Origin of the sequence: Bradyrhizobium huanghuaihaiense (genome assembly GCF_007830635.1) — a bacterium.
GTDB classification, from domain to species: Bacteria; Pseudomonadota; Alphaproteobacteria; order Rhizobiales; family Xanthobacteraceae; genus Bradyrhizobium; species Bradyrhizobium huanghuaihaiense.
This window is the reverse complement of record NZ_VLLA01000009.1, coordinates 230,912-247,569: the sequence shown is the minus strand read 5'-3', so window position 1 is coordinate 247,569 and position 16,658 is coordinate 230,912. Positions and strand designations below refer to the sequence as shown.

The 16,658-nt window shown below is 65.3% G+C and carries 15 protein-coding genes; 6 read left to right on the top strand and 9 right to left on the bottom strand.

Going from position 1 to position 16,658, the window contains the following annotated elements; genetic code table 11:
- The first annotated feature begins 196 nt into the window (after positions 1-196).
- The 3 genes from IQ16_RS20400 (at position 197) to IQ16_RS20390 (ending at position 5,679) form a co-directional block, all read left to right on the top strand.
- The gene (locus IQ16_RS20400) at positions 197-1,582 is read left to right on the top strand and encodes a TolC family outer membrane protein (RefSeq protein WP_018641881.1); all 1,386 of its coding nucleotides are present in this window, start codon (positions 197-199) and stop codon (positions 1,580-1,582) included.
- Positions 1,583-1,885: 303 nt separating this feature from the next.
- Positions 1,886-2,662, top strand: coding sequence for a PopZ family protein (locus tag IQ16_RS20395; RefSeq protein WP_026311823.1), 777 nt, complete (start codon positions 1,886-1,888; stop codon positions 2,660-2,662).
- 140 nt (positions 2,663-2,802) lie between these two features.
- Positions 2,803-5,679: a valine--tRNA ligase gene (locus tag IQ16_RS20390; RefSeq protein ID WP_018641883.1), complete on the top strand. Its 2,877-nt coding sequence runs from the start codon at positions 2,803-2,805 to the stop codon at positions 5,677-5,679.
- A 131-nt stretch (positions 5,680-5,810) separates the two neighbouring features.
- Here the strand turns inward: IQ16_RS20390 and IQ16_RS20385 are convergent, their stop codons facing one another.
- The gene (locus IQ16_RS20385; RefSeq protein WP_018641884.1) at positions 5,811-6,413 is read right to left on the bottom strand and encodes a DNA-3-methyladenine glycosylase; all 603 of its coding nucleotides are present in this window, start codon (positions 6,411-6,413) and stop codon (positions 5,811-5,813) included.
- A 130-nt stretch (positions 6,414-6,543) separates the two neighbouring features.
- Between IQ16_RS20385 and lipA the strand changes: the two genes are divergently transcribed.
- A complete protein-coding gene (gene lipA / locus IQ16_RS20380) occupies positions 6,544-7,500 on the top strand; it encodes a lipoyl synthase (RefSeq protein WP_018641885.1) in 957 nt (318 codons plus the stop codon).
- Positions 7,501-7,506: 6 nt separating this feature from the next.
- Entirely contained in the window at positions 7,507-7,989 is a 483-nt protein-coding gene (locus IQ16_RS20375) for a type II toxin-antitoxin system RatA family toxin (protein WP_018641886.1), read from the top strand.
- A 170-nt stretch (positions 7,990-8,159) separates the two neighbouring features.
- Here the strand turns inward: IQ16_RS20375 and IQ16_RS20370 are convergent, their stop codons facing one another.
- The 6 genes from IQ16_RS20370 to IQ16_RS20350 are packed head-to-tail and all read right to left on the bottom strand — an operon-like array spanning position 8,160 to position 13,316.
- Complete coding sequence (locus IQ16_RS20370) at positions 8,160-8,975, bottom strand: c-type cytochrome (RefSeq protein ID WP_018641887.1); 816 nt, start codon at positions 8,973-8,975, stop codon at positions 8,160-8,162.
- Positions 8,975-10,597 (bottom strand): b(o/a)3-type cytochrome-c oxidase subunit 1, encoded by a 1,623-nt coding sequence (locus IQ16_RS20365; RefSeq protein WP_018641888.1) that lies wholly within the window; start codon positions 10,595-10,597, stop codon positions 8,975-8,977. The genes IQ16_RS20370 and IQ16_RS20365 overlap by 1 nt, the downstream gene beginning before the upstream one ends.
- The gene (locus tag IQ16_RS20360) at positions 10,584-11,159 is read right to left on the bottom strand and encodes a cupredoxin domain-containing protein (protein ID WP_018641889.1); all 576 of its coding nucleotides are present in this window, start codon (positions 11,157-11,159) and stop codon (positions 10,584-10,586) included. The genes IQ16_RS20365 and IQ16_RS20360 overlap by 14 nt, the downstream gene beginning before the upstream one ends.
- On the bottom strand, positions 11,156-11,332 hold the full coding sequence (locus tag IQ16_RS45700; RefSeq protein WP_018641890.1) for a hypothetical protein: 177 nt from the start codon (positions 11,330-11,332) through the stop codon (positions 11,156-11,158). The genes IQ16_RS20360 and IQ16_RS45700 overlap by 4 nt, the downstream gene beginning before the upstream one ends.
- An 8-nt stretch (positions 11,333-11,340) precedes the next feature.
- On the bottom strand, positions 11,341-12,597 hold the full coding sequence (locus IQ16_RS20355; RefSeq protein ID WP_167526340.1) for a cytochrome c: 1,257 nt from the start codon (positions 12,595-12,597) through the stop codon (positions 11,341-11,343).
- Between the two features lie 11 nt (positions 12,598-12,608).
- The gene (locus tag IQ16_RS20350; RefSeq protein WP_018641892.1) at positions 12,609-13,316 is read right to left on the bottom strand and encodes a c-type cytochrome; all 708 of its coding nucleotides are present in this window, start codon (positions 13,314-13,316) and stop codon (positions 12,609-12,611) included.
- 987 nt (positions 13,317-14,303) lie between these two features.
- Here IQ16_RS20350 and IQ16_RS20335 point away from each other — a divergent pair.
- Positions 14,304-14,483 (top strand): hypothetical protein, encoded by a 180-nt coding sequence (locus IQ16_RS20335; protein ID WP_018641893.1) that lies wholly within the window; start codon positions 14,304-14,306, stop codon positions 14,481-14,483.
- A gap of 133 nt (positions 14,484-14,616) precedes the next feature.
- On the opposite strand, the gene IQ16_RS20330 is transcribed toward IQ16_RS20335, so the two are convergent.
- Both IQ16_RS20330 and IQ16_RS20325 read right to left on the bottom strand, forming a co-directional pair.
- Positions 14,617-15,225 (bottom strand): CinA family protein, encoded by a 609-nt coding sequence (locus IQ16_RS20330; protein WP_018641894.1) that lies wholly within the window; start codon positions 15,223-15,225, stop codon positions 14,617-14,619.
- A 3-nt stretch (positions 15,226-15,228) separates the two neighbouring features.
- Positions 15,229-16,410, bottom strand: a complete 1,182-nt coding sequence (locus IQ16_RS20325) for a bifunctional 2-C-methyl-D-erythritol 4-phosphate cytidylyltransferase/2-C-methyl-D-erythritol 2,4-cyclodiphosphate synthase (RefSeq protein WP_018641895.1) — start codon at positions 16,408-16,410, stop codon at positions 15,229-15,231.
- Between the last annotated feature and the right edge of the window lie 248 nt (positions 16,411-16,658).

The window sequence follows — 16,658 nt, the reverse complement described above, 5'->3', positions numbered from 1 at the left end:
CCGTTAAAATCCCGTTCTGAATCAGAAGTGTGGCCGGGATGCTGCACGTGAAGAGTTTCCACCGAGAACTACCTTGGGGTAGTTCCGTCGCGGCCATCCGCGTCCTATGTTGCGGCGGGGCAACGACTCCACTCGGTAGACGGTAACCCGGCTCGCGGGCACGAGCCGGGCGTTAAAATGAAACGGAAATTTTGGGATGCATGGGGTGAAGCTCTTCACCGGAGCTGCGGTTTCGGTCCTGCTGCTGGCGCTGGCCGGGCCGACGCCTGCCTTGGCGGACACGATCGAGGCCGCCTTGGTGCGCGCCTATCAGAACAATCCGCAGCTCAACGCACAGCGCGCGCAGGTGCGCTCGACCGACGAGAACGTGCCGCAGGCTTTGTCCGGGTATCGCCCCAAGGTCGCACTGACCGCGAGCGGCGGCTATCAATATACGGATTTGCAGAGCGGCGTGGGGAGTAACGCAATCCACGGGTCGGTGTTGCCTCGCAGCGTTGGCGTTACCGCTACGCAGACGCTCTACAATGGCAACCAGACCGCCAACCGAACGAGGGCGGCGGAGAGTCAGGTGTCGGGCGCACGCGAAGCGCTGCGCAGCCTCGATCAAACCGTGCTGCTCCAGGCCGCGACGACCTACATGGATTATCTGCGCGATGCCGCGACGCTGGAAGTCCAGCGCAGCAACGTGCGCGTGCTCGAGCAGACGCTGAAGCAGACCCGTGATCGTTTCAACGTCGGCGAAGTGACGCGCACCGACGTTGCGCAATCGGAAGCGCAACTGGCGGCCGGCAAAACGCAGGCGCTCACCGCGGAGGCGAACCTCACCACGACGCGGGCGAACTTCCGCCGCATCATCGGCAACGAGCCGACGAACCTCGCACCGGGCTCGCCGGTCGACCGGTTCCTGCCGTCAACGCTCGCTTCGGCGGTCGAGCTCGGCCTGATCGAGCATCCCAACGTCACGGCCGCAATGTATGGCATCGACGTCAATTTCCTGCAGGTCAAAGTTGCCGAAGGTGCGTTGCTGCCGACGGTTACGGTCCAGGCAGCGGCCACGCAGTCCAACGAACAGTCCTTGATTCAGTTGCGCTCGTTCAACGCATCCGCGATCGCGCAGGTCTCGGTGCCGATTTATCAGGGCGGTAGCGAATATTCGCTGATCCGCCAATCCAAGGAAAACCTGGCGCAGCAGCGTCTCAACCTCGAAACCACGCGCGACCAGACTCGTGCGAACGTGGTGCAGTTCTGGGGGACGTTGCAGGCCGGCAAGGCGCAGGTGCAGTCTGCGCAGGCGCAGGTGACGGCGTCCGAGATCGCACTCAACGGTGTGCGCGAGGAAGCCAAGGCCGGTCAGCGCACCACGCTCGACGTGCTCAACGCGCAGCAGGCGCTGGTCAATGCGCGCGTCGCGCTGGTGACCGCGCAGCACGACCGCGTGGTGGCATCGTATAACGTCCTTGCCGCCGTCGGCCGTCTGGCGCCCCAGGTGCTTGGTCTTTCGACCACGGTCTACGATGCCAGCGTTCACTACCATCAGGTCCGCGACAGCTGGGGCGGCGTACGCACGCCTGACGGGCGCTGATCCCGTAGTCATCCGGTCGGCCTCGCGAACAATTGCGGCCGACCGGTGCTTTGCTTGCAATCATCAAAATCCCTGACATAGCCTTGCCAAGAAGATGCGGATCGATTCGCTCCGCAACCGATGTCGTATGCGTAGAGCTCGAGTGCCGAGGGCAGGGCACGCCGCCGCACGTTGAGCCGTGATCTGGGGACAAGTCGGGCTGCCGCGGCGAAAATGTCGGGGCGCTCGTTGCGGAACCGGCCAATCCTGTCGTGCTTGGTGTAAAACAACGCATGCGAGGGCGTTGATGATGTGGAGTCGGAGATGACGCAGCCTGCAAAGGTCACAGAACCCTCCATGGAGGAGATTCTGGCCTCGATCCGGCGCATCATTGCCGACGACGAGGCCAAGCCGCCGCCGGCTGAAGCTGCGAAGCCCGAGAAGGCTGCGACGCCCGCCGCGCCGCCGAAGCCGATGAACGACATTCCGCCATCCAAGGTCGCTCCGCCCAAACCTGCCGCCGAAAAGCCCGCACCGCCGTCGGCCCCAAAGCCGGCTCCCGCGCCGCCGCCGCCCGCGCCCGCTGCGGATGCCGGACCGAACAGCCAGGACGATATCGACGCGCTGCTGGCCGGGCTCGACGCGGCCACGCCTGCGCCCGAGGTCCGTGCTCCGGAGCCTGAGCCTGAGCCTGAGCCTGAACCCGACGTGCTCGAATTGACCGACGAAATGGCGATGGACCCGGCGCCGACACCGCCTCCGCCAAGCTTCCGCAAGGTCGAGCCGCGCGACGATCTCGAATTCGCCGAATCGCCGCCGCCGCGTCCGGCACCTCCGCCGTCCTACGCGCCGGTGGACTTCGATGCACCGCCGCTGCCGCCGCAACAGCCGATCCTGGCGCAATCGACCGTCTCCGCAGTCGAATCCGCCTTCAACTCCCTGGCCCATACGGTCCTCAGCAGCAATGCGCGGACGCTGGAGGATCTGGTCAAGGAGATGCTGCGTCCGATGCTGAAGTCCTGGCTCGACGACAACCTGCCGGGCCTGGTTGAACGCATCGTGAAGGCCGAAATCGAGCGTGTCTCGCGCGGCGGCAGGTAAAGCCGGCCGCAGGGCCCTCATAAAGCCCGGCTTACAGGTCATATTCGGCTCCGGACCGGGCCAGAAAGCGCTGTTGCCGCCTCGCTTTCCGCTGACCTTTTCGTTGACTTGGCCCCCGCGCGCGGCTTTCTAGCAGCCCCATGATCGAGAAAAATTACCAGCCCGCCGATATCGAAGCCCGCATGTCCGTCGTTTGGGAGGACAGCCTTGCCTTCAAGGCCGGCCGTCCCGACCGCCGCGACGCGGTGCCCTTCACCATCGTGATCCCGCCGCCGAACGTGACGGGCTCGCTGCACATGGGCCACGCCCTCAACAACACGCTCCAGGACATCCTGTGCCGGTTCGAGCGCATGCGCGGCCGCGACGTGCTGTGGCAGCCCGGCACCGACCATGCCGGCATCGCCACCCAGATGGTGGTCGAGCGGCAGCTGATGGAGCGCCAGCAGCCCGGCCGCCGCGAGATGGGCCGCGAGAAGTTTCTGGAACGGGTCTGGCAGTGGAAGGCCGAGAGCGGCGACACCATCATCAACCAGCTCAAGCGGCTCGGCGCGTCCTGTGACTGGTCGCGCGAGCGCTTCACCATGGACGAGGGCCTGTCCAAGGCGGTCGTCAAGGTGTTCGTCGAGCTGCACCGCGAGGGCCTGATCTACAAGGACAAGCGGCTGGTGAACTGGGACACCAAGCTCCTGACCGCGATCTCCGATCTCGAAGTGCAGCAGACCGAGGTCAAGGGCAGCCTCTGGTATCTGCGCTATCCGATCGAGGGCAAGTCCTTCAGCCCCGAGGATCCCACGACCTTCATCGTGGTCGCCACCACGCGTCCTGAGACGATGCTCGGCGACACCGGCGTTGCCGTACACCCGGAGGACGAGCGCTACCAGAAGCTGATCGGCAAGAACGTGATCCTGCCGCTGGTCGGCCGCAAGATCAAAATCGTCGCCGACGAATACTCCGATCCCGAGAAGGGCTCGGGCGCGGTCAAGGTGACGCCGGCGCACGACTTCAACGATTTCGAGGTCGGCAATCGCCACGGCCTGCGCCGCATCAGCGTGCTCGACAAGGAAGGCTGCCTCGATCTCCTCGACAACGAGGATTACCTGCGCGACCTGCCGGAAGGCGCCGCGCAATTCGCCGAGGAGTTCAACAAGGTCGATCGCTTCGCGGCGCGCAAGCGCATTGTCGAGCGTTTGGAGTCGTTCGGCTTCGTCGAGCGGATCGAGCCGCACACCCACATGGTGCCCCACGGCGACCGCTCCAACAGCGTGATCGAGCCGTACCTGACCGACCAGTGGTATGTCGACGCGAAGACGCTGGCAAAGCCGGCGATCGCGGCGGTGCGCTCGGGCGAAACGACCTTCGTGCCGAAGAACTGGGAGAAGACCTATTTCGAGTGGATGGAGAACATCCAGCCCTGGTGCATCTCGCGCCAGCTGTGGTGGGGCCATCAGATCCCGGCCTGGTATGGGCCCGACGGCAAGGTGTTCGTCGCCGAGACCGAGGAAGAGGCGATCAGCCACGCGCTCGGCTATTACGTCGAGCAGGAGGTCATCACGGTCGAGCAGGGCCGCGAGATGGCGCTCGATCGCAACAAGCGCGAAGGCTTCATCACGCGTGACGAGGACGTGCTCGACACCTGGTTCTCCTCGGCGCTGTGGCCGTTCTCGACGCTCGGCTGGCCCGACGATACGCCCGAGGTGCAGCGCTATTACCCGACCAATGCGCTGGTCACCGGCTTCGACATCATCTTCTTCTGGGTTGCCCGCATGATGATGATGGGCATGCACTTCATGAAGGAGATCCCGTTCTCGACGATCTACATCCACGCCCTCGTCCGCGACGAGAAGGGCGCTAAGATGTCGAAGTCGAAGGGCAACGTCATCGATCCGCTCAACCTGATCGACGAATATGGCGCGGACGCGCTGCGCTTCACGCTGGCCGCGATGGCGGCGCAGGGACGCGACATCAAGCTCGCAACCAGCCGCGTCGAGGGCTACCGCAACTTCGCGACCAAGCTCTGGAATGCGTCCCGCTTTGCCGAGATGAACCATTGCGCCGTGCCCGACGGCTTCGAGCCGGCCAAGGCGAAGGAGACGCTGAACCGCTGGATCGCGCATGAGAGCGCGCACACCACGCGCGAGGTGACCGAGGCGATCGAGGCCTATCGCTTCAACGATGCCGCCGGTGCGATCTACCGCTTCGTCTGGAACGTCTATTGCGACTGGTATGTCGAGCTCGCCAAGCCCGTGCTGCTCGGCCCGGACAGCCCCGCCAAGGACGAAACCCGCGCCATGGTGGCCTGGGCGCGCGACGAGATCCTGAAGCTGCTGCATCCCTTCATGCCCTTCATCACCGAAGAGCTGTGGGAGGTGACGGCCAAGCGCGACGGTCTGCTCGCGCTGGCGCCGTGGCCGCTGAAGCCGGCTGAGCCTACGCCGGAGCAACTCGCGATGCTCGCCGCGGCGGCCGGCCCGACCGATCCGCTGATCTCGCCGGCCCTGGTCTTACCGATCTTCGACCATGCCGACTTCACCGATCCCAAGGCGGAAGCCGAGATCGGCTGGGTCATCGACCTGGTGACGCAAATCCGCTCCGTGCGCGCAGAGATGAACATCGCGCCGGCGACGCTGACGGCGCTGGTGCTCGCGGGCGCCTCGACTGAAACGAAGGAGCGCGCGCCGCGCTGGACCGACGTCATCAAGCGCATGGCGCGGCTGTCCGACATCTCCTTCGCCGACCGTGCACCTGACGGTGCCGTTCAGCTGCTTGTGCGCGGCGAAGTGGCTGCGCTGCCGCTGAAGGGCGTGATCGACGTCGCCGCCGAGCGCACGCGTCTCGACAAGGAGATCGGCAAGGCCGACGCCGACATCAAGCGCGCCGAATCCAAGCTGGCGAACGAAAAGTTCGTCGCCAACGCGGCCGAGGAGGTCGTCGAGGAGGAGCGCGAGAAGCGCGAGGCGGCGCTGGCCCGCAAGGCCAAGCTGCTGGAGGCGCTGGAGCGGCTGAAGCAGGCGTCGTGAGACGTCCGTCATTCCGGGATGTCCGAAGGACCAGACCTCAGGTGCGCAATTGCGCACCGGGGAATCTCGAGATTCTCAGGCGCGCAATTGCGCGCCGTAGTTCGGCTCTTCGAGCCGCCCCGGAATGACCATCAGCGGGGAAACGGCTTGCTCAAAAACTTCGAGCCCCTGACGCCATAGCGCCAGGGCAGCTCGACGGCCTTGGTGATGCCGATCCGGATGCCGGTTGCGACTTCCATCTCCTCGGTGCGCGCGTGCAGCGCGATTGGCGGCCGGTCCAAGGGCAGCGTGTTGTGCGCGATGGTGATGCCGAGCGCCTCGGTCAGCTTGCCCGGGCCCGAGCACAGCGCGTGTAGATCCTGGAGATGGCGACGGCGGCGCATCGCAGCCAAGCCATGTGTCGGCTCCAGTGCGCGGATCAGGACGGCGCTGGCCGAGCCTTCCTCCTCGCAGACGAAGTTCACGCACCAGTGGATGCCGTAGGAGCGGTAGACATAGGCATAGCCGGGCGCGCCGAACATCACCTGGTTCCGCGGCGTCGGGCCGTTGTAGGAGTGCGCTGCCGGCTCGGTATGATGATAGGCCTCGACCTCGACAATGATCCCGCCGACGCCGTCGACCAGCATGGTCGCACCGATCAGGTCGTGGGCGACCTCGCGGACGTTGCGCGCGAAAAAGGCACGCTTCAGGGCCTTGCCAAGCCGAGGTGTGGAAGGTTTCGAGACTGGAGCCATTCGAGGTGAGAATCGCCTGAGAACAGAGCAGGATATTGCCCATATCTGCCATGTTCCCTGAGGTGGTGCGAGCCGGGTTGCGATGCCGGGCCAGACCGACTAGGTAGGACCTGAACAGACCGGATACCCCATGGTCGTTATTGTCGATACCATCTCGAACCCGCTGCGCCCGCGCCACCCTGAAAAGGTGAATCGTCCTGATTCCGCTTCGCCGCCGAAGCCGGACTGGATCCGCGTACGCGCGCCCAATACCCGCGGCTATGCCGACACCCGCAATATCGTGCGCGCCAACGGCCTGCACACGGTGTGCGAGGAGGCGGGCTGCCCGAACATCGGCGAGTGCTGGGACAAGAAGCACGCGACCTTCATGATCATGGGTGACACCTGCACCCGGGCCTGCGCCTTCTGCAACGTCAAGACCGGCTTGCCCAACGCGCTGGATGCGGCCGAGCCGCAGAACGTCGCGGAGGCCGTCGCCAAGCTGGGTCTCGCCCACGTCGTCATCACCTCGGTCGACCGTGACGACCTCACTGACGGCGGCGCCGAGCATTTTGCCCAGACCATCGGCGCCATCCGCGCCGCGTGCCCCTCGACCACGATCGAGATCCTGACGCCCGACTTCCTGCGCAAGGAAGGTGCGCTGGAGGTGGTGGTCGCGGCGCGGCCCGACGTGTTCAACCACAATCTCGAAACCGTGCCGTCGCGCTATCTCACGGTGCGGCCCGGCGCGCGCTACTTCCATTCGATCCGCCTGTTGCAGCGGGTCAAGGAGCTCGATCCCACCATCTTCACCAAGTCCGGCATCATGGTCGGCCTCGGCGAGGAGCGCCACGAGGTGCAGCAGGTGATGGACGATCTGCGCTCGGCCGACGTCGACTTCCTGACGATCGGGCAATATCTGCAGCCGACCCGCAAGCATCACGCGGTGATGCGTTATGTGCCGCCGGACGAGTTTTCGTCCTATGAGAAGATCGCCTACACCAAGGGCTTCCTGATGGTGTCGGCGAGCCCGCTCACCCGTTCCTCGCATCATGCCGGCGAGGATTTTGCGAGACTGAAGGCCGCGCGGGCAGCTAGCGCCCGCTGAACCGATATGCCCAAATTTTCGAGCAAGCGCCGTGTCAATCACAGCGCATCCGAGATGTTTGATCTGGTCGCCGACGTCGAGCGCTACCCGGAGTTCGTGCCGCTGTGCAGCGCACTGAAGGTGCGTCAGCGCATGGTGAAGCCCGATGGCACCGAGGTGCTGGTCGCGGACATGACGGTGTCGTTCAAGCTGGTCAAGGAATCCTTCACCAGCCGCGTGACGCTCGACCGCGGCAATTTGAAAATCCTCGTCGAATATCTGCAAGGTCCGTTCAGTAAGCTCGAAAATCGCTGGACGTTCGAGCCCAAAGGCCAAGAGGGGGGTGAGGGCGTCTGCGACGTCGGTTTCTTCCTCGCCTACGAGTTCAGGAGCCGCATGCTGGCGATGCTGATGGGCTCGATGTTCGACGCCGCCTTCGCGCGGTTCTCGGCCGCGTTCGAGAAACGGGCGGATGTGATCTACGGGCGGCCGAAGCTGGCGTCGACGTAGTCTTTACGATCGGGCACGCTCTCGTGTCCCGGACGCGCTGCAACGCCCTTAGCGTTGCTGCGCAGAGCCGGGACCCATAGCCAGAGACTCCTCACTCGATAGATGGGCCCCGGCTCTGCAGCGCACCGCTGAAGGAGCGCTGCGCTGCGTCCGGGGCACGAGAGCCATCCTCAATCCACCGCCTTCACCACATCAGGCGGCTGCGAGGCGTAATACGCCGCGGCCTGCTCGATCTCCTGCGGCGTCATCGCGCGCGCGATGTTGCGCATCTGCTGGCTGATGTCGTTGCGGCGCTCGCCGGAGGCGAAGGCCTGGAGCTGCGCCTTCATATAGGCCTCGGACTGGCCTTCCAGCCACGGGCTGCCGGTCTTGTTGTCGAGGCTGCCGTGACATGAGCCGCAGGGCGCGATCCCGCGCATCGGCGCGCCGTAGATAACGATGTTGGGTTTGGGAAGCTGCGGCGTCGGGTGATACGCGGGCAGCCGCGGCAGGTAGGCGTAGTAGAGCGAGAGATCGGCGATCTCCTGATCGGTCAGATTGACGGCGAACGGCGACATCACGGCATTGGTGCGTGCGCCGGAGCGGAAATCGTGCAGCTCCTTGTAGATCACGGCCGCATATTGGCCGGCGAGGTTCGGTGAATCCGCGCGGCTGATGCCGGTCGGGCCGTGGCAGATCGCGCAGCGCTGCGCCAGCGTGGCGCCGCGGCCGATCGCCTCCTGGCTCGGACGGGCCAGCGTGTTCGACGTGAGCACGACCTCGGACAGGCGTTTCTCGTGTCCAGGTGCCGCAACGACCGGCGCGCGCTGCGGCACGCCGGCGGCGCTGCAGATCGCGTCCCAGACATTGGCGAACTGGACCCAGGGCTGGGCGAAGGGCAGCACGATGAAGCCCACAATCGCGGTCACGATCAGAATCGCAGCGGTGATGCCGACGCCGCGTGTGAAATGCGGATTGCTGAAGGTGAAGAGGTCGCGCGCGCTCATCACTGCGCTCCCACATAGACGGCCGGCACCGACGTGCCCTCGGTCATCGCCAGCGTCAGGATCGGGTAGCCGTAATTGGTGAGGGTCAGCGCGATCATCAGCGCCACCCAGAGCGCGTGGGTGTTGAGCGCGATCGGCACGGTCGCGGGCTGGTGCACGGCCAGCGCAAAGCGATAGGGTCCGGCCTCCGCCTGAGGTGCGCGCATGCCGCGGGCGAGGATGACCAGGAACAGGATGCCCGAGGCCAGCAGGATGAAGCCGCCGATTGCGGAGAAGGTGACCGAGAGCGCCTGCGGCGCGATCGCGGGATCGCCGAAGTCGAAATAGGCCATGCGGCGCGGCATGCCGAGGATGCCGACCCAGTGCCACGGGAACGTGGTGACGATCATGCCGATGAACCACAGCCAGAGCTGGGTGCGGATCAGGCGGAGGTCGATGAGCTCGCGCCCGGTCAGATGCGGCCACAGATCATAGGCGATCGCGAAATACATGATCACGATGGCGCCGCCGAAGATCAGGTGAAAATGGCCGGTGATCCACTGCGTGTTGTGGATCGACGCATCGAGCTGATAGCTCATGTTGATGAGTCCGCCGGCGCCGCCGAAGCCGAGCATGACGAAGGAGAAGGCCAGCGCCAGCATCATCGGATTGTCCCAGGGCAGGGCCCTGATCCAGCCGAACATCCCGCGACCGCCACGCAACCGCGCCGCGATCTCGACCGAGGCGCAGATCGTGAACACCGTCAGCAGCGTCGGCAGCGCGACCAGTGCGGTGAACGCCGAATGGATGAACTTGAAGCCGGCGCCGACCATCGGATCGGCAAAGGTGTGGTGCATGCCGATCGGCATCGCCACCACCAGGAACAGGATGAAGGAGATCCGCGCCATGCTGTCGGAATAGACGCGGCCGCCGATCGCCCGCGGCACGATGGTGTAGTAGGCGATGTAGGTCGGCATCAGCCAGAAATAGACGATGGCGTGCAGCGTCCAGGAGAAAAAGACGCGGGCGAGGCCAGCGTCGATCGTGGCCTTCAGTCCCGCCGCGACGGGAATGATTTGAAGCAGCAGCTCGAGCGCGGCGCCAACGGCGGTCCAGGCCCAGAGGTAAGCACCCGCGACATTGGCGAACATCGCGAGCGGCACCGGCGCGCCGGGATGGGCCTTGCGCCAGACGCGCAAATTGATTGACATCAGCGCGACCCAGATCCAGGAGCCGACCACGACCAGCACGACGCCGAGATAGTAGAACACGTTGCCGATCAGCGGCGGATAGAAGGTGTAGAGCACCGAAGCGCGCCCCAACGCGACCGGAATCACCGCCATGACGCTGCCGATGACGATCAGCCAGAAGCCGGTCCAGGCCCAGCGCACGCCGACCAGGCGCTGCTCCAGCGCGGACTCGCTGATGGCATAGCCAAAGCCCATCGCCACCAGCGTCGGGAAGACATAGCCCATCACCGTGCCGTGCGCGGTCAGCGAGCGGTAATAGAGCTCTGGGTTGGACAGCCAAGTGCCGATCGGACTGCGGATGAACATCTGCCAGGCGCCGAGCGTCAGCGCGATGCCGAACACCGCAAAGGCGAGCCAGAAATGGGCGAGGATGAGCTTTCTATTGACCAACACAGCTCAGCCTCCCGCCGCCCTTCGCACGACCCGCGAAGTCGGTCTTGTCGATCACCTTGACCTTGCCCCACATGCCCTCATGGCCGAAGGAGCAGAACTCCTGGCAGGGCATCAGATAGTCGCCGGTCCTCGCAAAGCGCATGAGCTGCTCGGAGATGTAGCCCGGCACCAGCATGGTGTTGATATTGGTGCCCTGGATCAGGATGCCGTGCACGACGTCGGCGCTGGTGGCACGCAGCGTGATCGGCGTGTCCACGGGCACCACGATGCAGGCCGGCGTGAAGGAATACTGCTGGCCGATTGCGCGCACGGTGACGTTGCCATTGGCCTCCAGCACGCTGCCGAGATTGCTCTCGACGAATTCGCCGGACAGATGAATCCGCGAGGGATCGGTGGTCTCGACGCGCGGCTGCGGCATGGTCGCGCGGTGGATGCCGGCGAAGGCCGCGAGCAGCGCCATCATCACGATGATGATCACGGCGATGGTGGCCCAGCGCCGCTCCACGCGGGCCGCGACCTCGGCGCTGGCGCTGCCGTTTCCATGGGTTTCCTCAGTGCTCATTGCAGCGGCCCGCGCGGCAGGAAGACGAACAGATAGAAGGCAAGCCACATCGCGACGACGCAGGCCGTCGCGATGCCGGCGAGCACGATCGCTCCGGAGGGGCCTTGCGCCACGACCTCTTCGACGGCCTGGTCGGCGGCGGCTGGGCTGGTCGGCGGATCGGAATTGATCATGACGTCTCTCAATTCAGCGGCGCGGAGCGCAGCTCGTTGGCCTCGCGCGCCGAGACCGGCGTGCCGCGATTGCCCCAGGCGGTGCGGATGTAGGAAACGACGGCAGCGACCTCGTTGTCGGAGAGGAGCCCTGCGAAGGGCGGCATGCCGTAAGGCATCGGGTTGCCTTTTGTGCCCGGCGGATAACCGCCATTGAGCACCATGCGGATCGGGTTGACCGCCGACTCCATCTCGATCGACTGGTTGTTGGCGAGCGGCGGCCAATGCGGCGGCTTGCCTTCGCCCTGCGTGCCATGGCAGCTCGCACAGTTCTTGTCGTAGACGGTCTTGCCGAGGCTGATCAGCAGGCTGCTCTCGGTGGTCGGCAACGCCGAGCTTGCCGGCGGCGGCGGGGAGGGCTCCGAGATGCCCTTGAGGTACACCGCCATCGCGCGCGTATCCTCGTCGCTGAGATATTGCAGGCTGTTGTGCACGACCTCGGCCATCGGGCCGTAGACCACGCCCCGTGCCGAAACGCCGGTCTGGAGCAGGTCGGTGATGTCCTTGATGCTCCAGTCGCCGAGTCCCGCCTCGCGGTTGGAGGTCAGGGACGGCGCGTACCAGTTCTGCATCGGGATCAGGCCGCCCTTGAAGGCGTCCGATTTCGAAGTGCCGCCGAGCGCGTTGATCGGCGAATGGCACATGCTGCAATGGCCGAGGCCTTCGACGAGATAGGCGCCGCGATTCCATTCTGCCGACTTGGCCGGGTCGGGCTTGAACTCGCCTTCGCGGAAATACAGCGTGCGCCAGCCGAGGATGAGCTGGCGGTTGTCATAGGGGAAGCGGAGGTCGTGCGGCCTGTTCCTCTGGTTCACCGGCGGGATCGAGCGCAAATAGGCGAAGATCGCGTCGCTGTCGGCGCGCGTGACCTTGGTGTAGGAGGCGAACGGCATCGCCGGATAGATCAGCCCGCCATCGGGGAAGCGGCCGCTGTGCATGGTCTTGTAGAAGTCGTCGGCGCTCCATTTGCCGATCCCGGTTTCGGCATCGGGCGTGATGTTGGAGGTGTAGAGCGTGCCGAACGGGGTCGGCATGGCGCGGCCGCCGGCGAACAGGCGGCCCTCCGGCGCGGTGTGGCAGGCGGTGCAATCGCCGGCGCGCGCGAGATATTCGCCGCGCGCGATGATGTCGCCGGGTTTGTCGCTTGTCTTGTCCTGCGCCTGCGCCTGCGCAACCGTCGTGAGCGCGGTGAAGGCGAGGATTGCGATCGACAGTTTCGAGCCCATCATCCGCCTCGTCAGTTGGGCTGGCTGCCGCAGCCGAACGGCAGCGCGTAGGTGCCTTTCGGCACGGGAGCCGGGTTGGCAGGCGCAGGACGCGCCGCGAGCCAGGCTGCGACGGCGGTAACATCTGCTTCCGTCAGGTGTCCGGCGACGAGCTGCATGCAGTCGGGCGACTTCGCCGTGCGCGTGCCGTATCGCCAGGCGCCGAGCTGCGCGCTGATATAGGCGGCGCGCAGGCCGAGCAGGCCGGGAATGCCGGGCTGCATGCCCGTAAGGCCCGGGCCATGACAGCTCACGCACGCCGGTATGTTACGACCGGCGTCGCCGCTGGTCGCGAGCAATTCGCCCTGCGCGAGGACATCCTTGCTGACCTCGCTCGGCGCCGGCTGCGGCAGCGGCGGATGCTCGCTGGCGAAATACTCCGCCATCGCTTCCAGATACGGATCGGGCAGAAACTCCAAGAGATAGTTCATCGGCGGATATTTGCGCCGGCCGCTGCGGAAGGCGAGGAGCTGGTTGTAGAGATAGCCGGCGGGCTTGCCGGCCAGCCGCGGGAAATAGACGTCGCTGGTGCCTTCGCCCTTGTTGCCGTGACAGGGCGTGCAGGCTTCCACCCGCGCCGCCATCGTATCCGGCGGCTGGTTGGCGGTCTGTGCGGCCGCACCATCAAACGCGGCCAAAGTGACAATGACGGCGGCCGAGGCCGCGGTGCGAGCGAACACTTGCGTCGCCCTCCACAAGACTGGTCCGGTTGATTCCGGATCACAAGGTAGAGCGGCATTATTGCGCCAATATTTTCCTGCGCAAGATCAGGCACGTGTGACGACGTTTGGTCGCGCCTGCACATTTATGATCCCGATCGTTTTCGACAAAAATTGCGTGCTTTTTGGAAAGCAGACATGACACTTTGATCTCGCGACGCGTTTCGTCCGAGCTTTGCTTCGTCGTATCGCGCTCACTTTGTCAGAGGGCGCAGGGAAGGCCGGGTGCCGGCCGGGCACCCACGGTCCACTGTGCGAAGGTTGCGCTACAAGAAGCTGCACAGCGGCATACAGGTGAAGCCCAACACACGGCCTTCCCTGCGCAGTGGCTTGACGGCTTATGCCGTGCTCTCCCCGGGGAGCGATGCACTATTGCCCCCGTCGCCTTGCAGATGGCTGATGTACGTACCCGGTCGGGCCGCCGCATCACTGCAAGACTTGGCGCACAGACCCCGGGCGCCAGGACGACACGGTTTTGCCGTACGCTGGAATCACATCGGTCGTGTGCGCGATGGCCTTCGCTCACGGTTGCCCGCCCTGCGATGCCTGTCGCGCCGATGTGACCAGCGTCCACCGCCGCTCACCCCGCATGTCGTGACGATCGCGATACGCCCCTCTGACCGGGATGAGGTGGCGCAGGAATACGCCAAAGCCGAATTTCGGTAAAGTAGAATATTTTCACGTGCGGTCATTGACCCGCCGGCGGGTGTTTTGGCCGAAGGGCAGCACAAGGCCTTGTAGGGCGGGCGGACACCCGCAAGCCCGGGCACGCAATCAGGGATTCAGATGTCGTGCGAATGAAGGTGACAAGTGCAGTTTGTGCCAAAACGCAGGGCCATAACGGAACACCCCTTGCCGCAGGCGGTACACCTGCAAGGGCTGTATTTCCTAAGATGTTCAACTAAAGTCTGAGTCGGGCGCAGGGGCTTGTGGAGTGGGACTGGAGATATGGCGCGCTGGAAGCAATCGTGGAGCGAGGACGATCTCAACCGGCTCAGGAAGCTCGCAGGTACCAAGCCAATCACGACGATCGCGAAAGAGCTCGGACGAACCACGGGAACGGTGCTCGCGAAGGCGATCGAACAAAAGCTCCCCGTCATCTATCGGACCGAGCGAACGGCGCAATGACAGGCGCGTGCTGCTTGCAGCGGCGTGAGATGCTTCGCCGTGCGCAGCCCGGATGGAGCGCAGCGTAATCCGGGACCCCTGCGCCCGCGGATGCAAATCCCGGATTGCGCTGCGCTCCATCCGGGCTACGGGCTCAGCCCCTTGGCGAGCGTGGCGGCCGGCGCTTCACCGCATGCCGGCGCGGCGAGCGGGTGACGCGCGGGCGCAGGCGGCTGGCGGCGGTGCGTTGCGGCTTGGCGGCGACTTGCGGGCCGCGGGCGAGGTCCATCAGCATCCGCAGCGCCTCGACCACCGAGCGGGCGCGCACGGCGCTGCGGCCGATGGCGCCGAAACGGTGCTCGCGGTGAATGATGCGGCCGTCGCGCGCGGCAGCGGCAAAGTGGACGAGACCGACCGGCTTGCCCGGCGTGGCGCCGCCGGGGCCGGCGATGCCGGTGATGGCGACGGCGAGATCGACATCGGCACGCTCGAGCGCGCCGATCGCCATGGCCGTTGCGGTCTCCTTGCTGACCGCGCCGAAATTCGTCAGCGTGCCGGCTTCGACGCCAAGCATCGCGCGCTTGGCGTCATTGGAATAGGTGACGAAGCCGCGGTCGATGACGTCGGAGGAGCCGGGGATGTCGGTCAGCGCGCCCGCGACGAGGCCGCCGGTACAGGACTCCGCCGTCGCGATCGTCAGCTTGCGCATCCGGCACAAATCCAGCAGCGAGCGGGAGAGGGCGCGTGCGTCGCTGCCGCCCATGACCTAGACGCTCCAGGGAAGGCGGATGGTGGCGCTCGCGGTGGCCGCGATGCCTTCCTCGCGGCCGGTGAAGCCGAGCCGCTCGCTGGTCGTCGCCTTCACCGCGACGCGGGAGATGTCGACGCCGGAGATCTCGGCGATGCGCGCGCGCATGGTATCGCGCAACGGGCCGATCTTCGGCCGCTCGCAGATCATGGTGACCTCGAGATTGGCAACGCGGCCGCCGCGCTGGGCGACGCGCTCGATGGCGTATTTCAGGAACTGGTCGGAGGAGGCGCCCTTCCATTTGGCGTCGCTCGGCGGGAAGTGCGAGCCGATGTCGCCGTCGGCGAGCGCGCCGAGGATGGCATCGACCAGCGCATGCAGGCCGACATCGCCGTCGGAATGCGCCAGGAAACCCTTGCTGTGCGGCACGCGCACGCCACAGATCATGACATGGTCGCCTTCGCCGAAGGCGTGCACGTCGTAGCCGGTGCCGGTCCTGATGTCGCCGAGCTGGGCAGCCAGGCGCGCTTCCTCGCGCACGAAATCCTCGGGGGTGGTGAGCTTCATGTTGGCAACATCGCCTTCAAAGGTTGCAACCGTCAATCCCGCCCATTCGGCAATCGCGGCATCGTCGGTGAAATCGGAGCGTCCGTCCTTCGCGGCGCGACGATGCGCCTCGAGGATGACATCGAAACGAAAGGATTGCGGCGTCTGCGCGATCCGCAGGCGCGACCGGTCCGGCGTGTCCTCGACATTGCCGCTCTCGCCGGTGAGCTTGATGGTATCGGTGACGGCAACGACGGGAATCGCAGCGCCGGTGCGGCTCGCCGCCTCGATCGCGCGCGAGATCACGCCTTCGGAGACGAACGGGCGCGCGGCGTCATGGATCAGCACGATGTCCGGCTTGTGCTTGGCCAGCGCCTCGAGACCGGCGAGCACCGAAGCCTGACGGGTGGCGCCGCCATCGGCCGGCGGCTCGTGTTTCAATCCTGTGACCGCCGCCGTGAACATGGCGCTGTCGTCGGGGTTCACCACCGGCTGCACCGCAAACACATCAGCATGGCGGCTGAAGGCTTCCATGGCGCGATAGATCACAGGCACGCCGCCGATCTCGCGATATTGCTTCGGCCCGCCGGCGCCGGCGCGCAGGCCGCGTCCGGCCGCCACGAGGACGATAGCGGTACGTTGTGATTTCGCCATAGGACTCAAATACTCAGTTGCTAATGAAAGAGCAGGGGGTGATTTGCCGGCATGCCTCTAGCACGGCAGGCCCGCAAAAAAAGGGGGTTTCCCCGGATTGTGGGAAACAGCATTTTGCTGCACTGCACTTGAAAGATCTGCAGAACTGTCTAAACTGTAGGCATGACGCTTGACTGCACAAGAATTGTGCGCAAGATAGGTCATGGCCAGCGCGATGAGGCGCTGCTGAGTTGACGAGACCCCTGTGA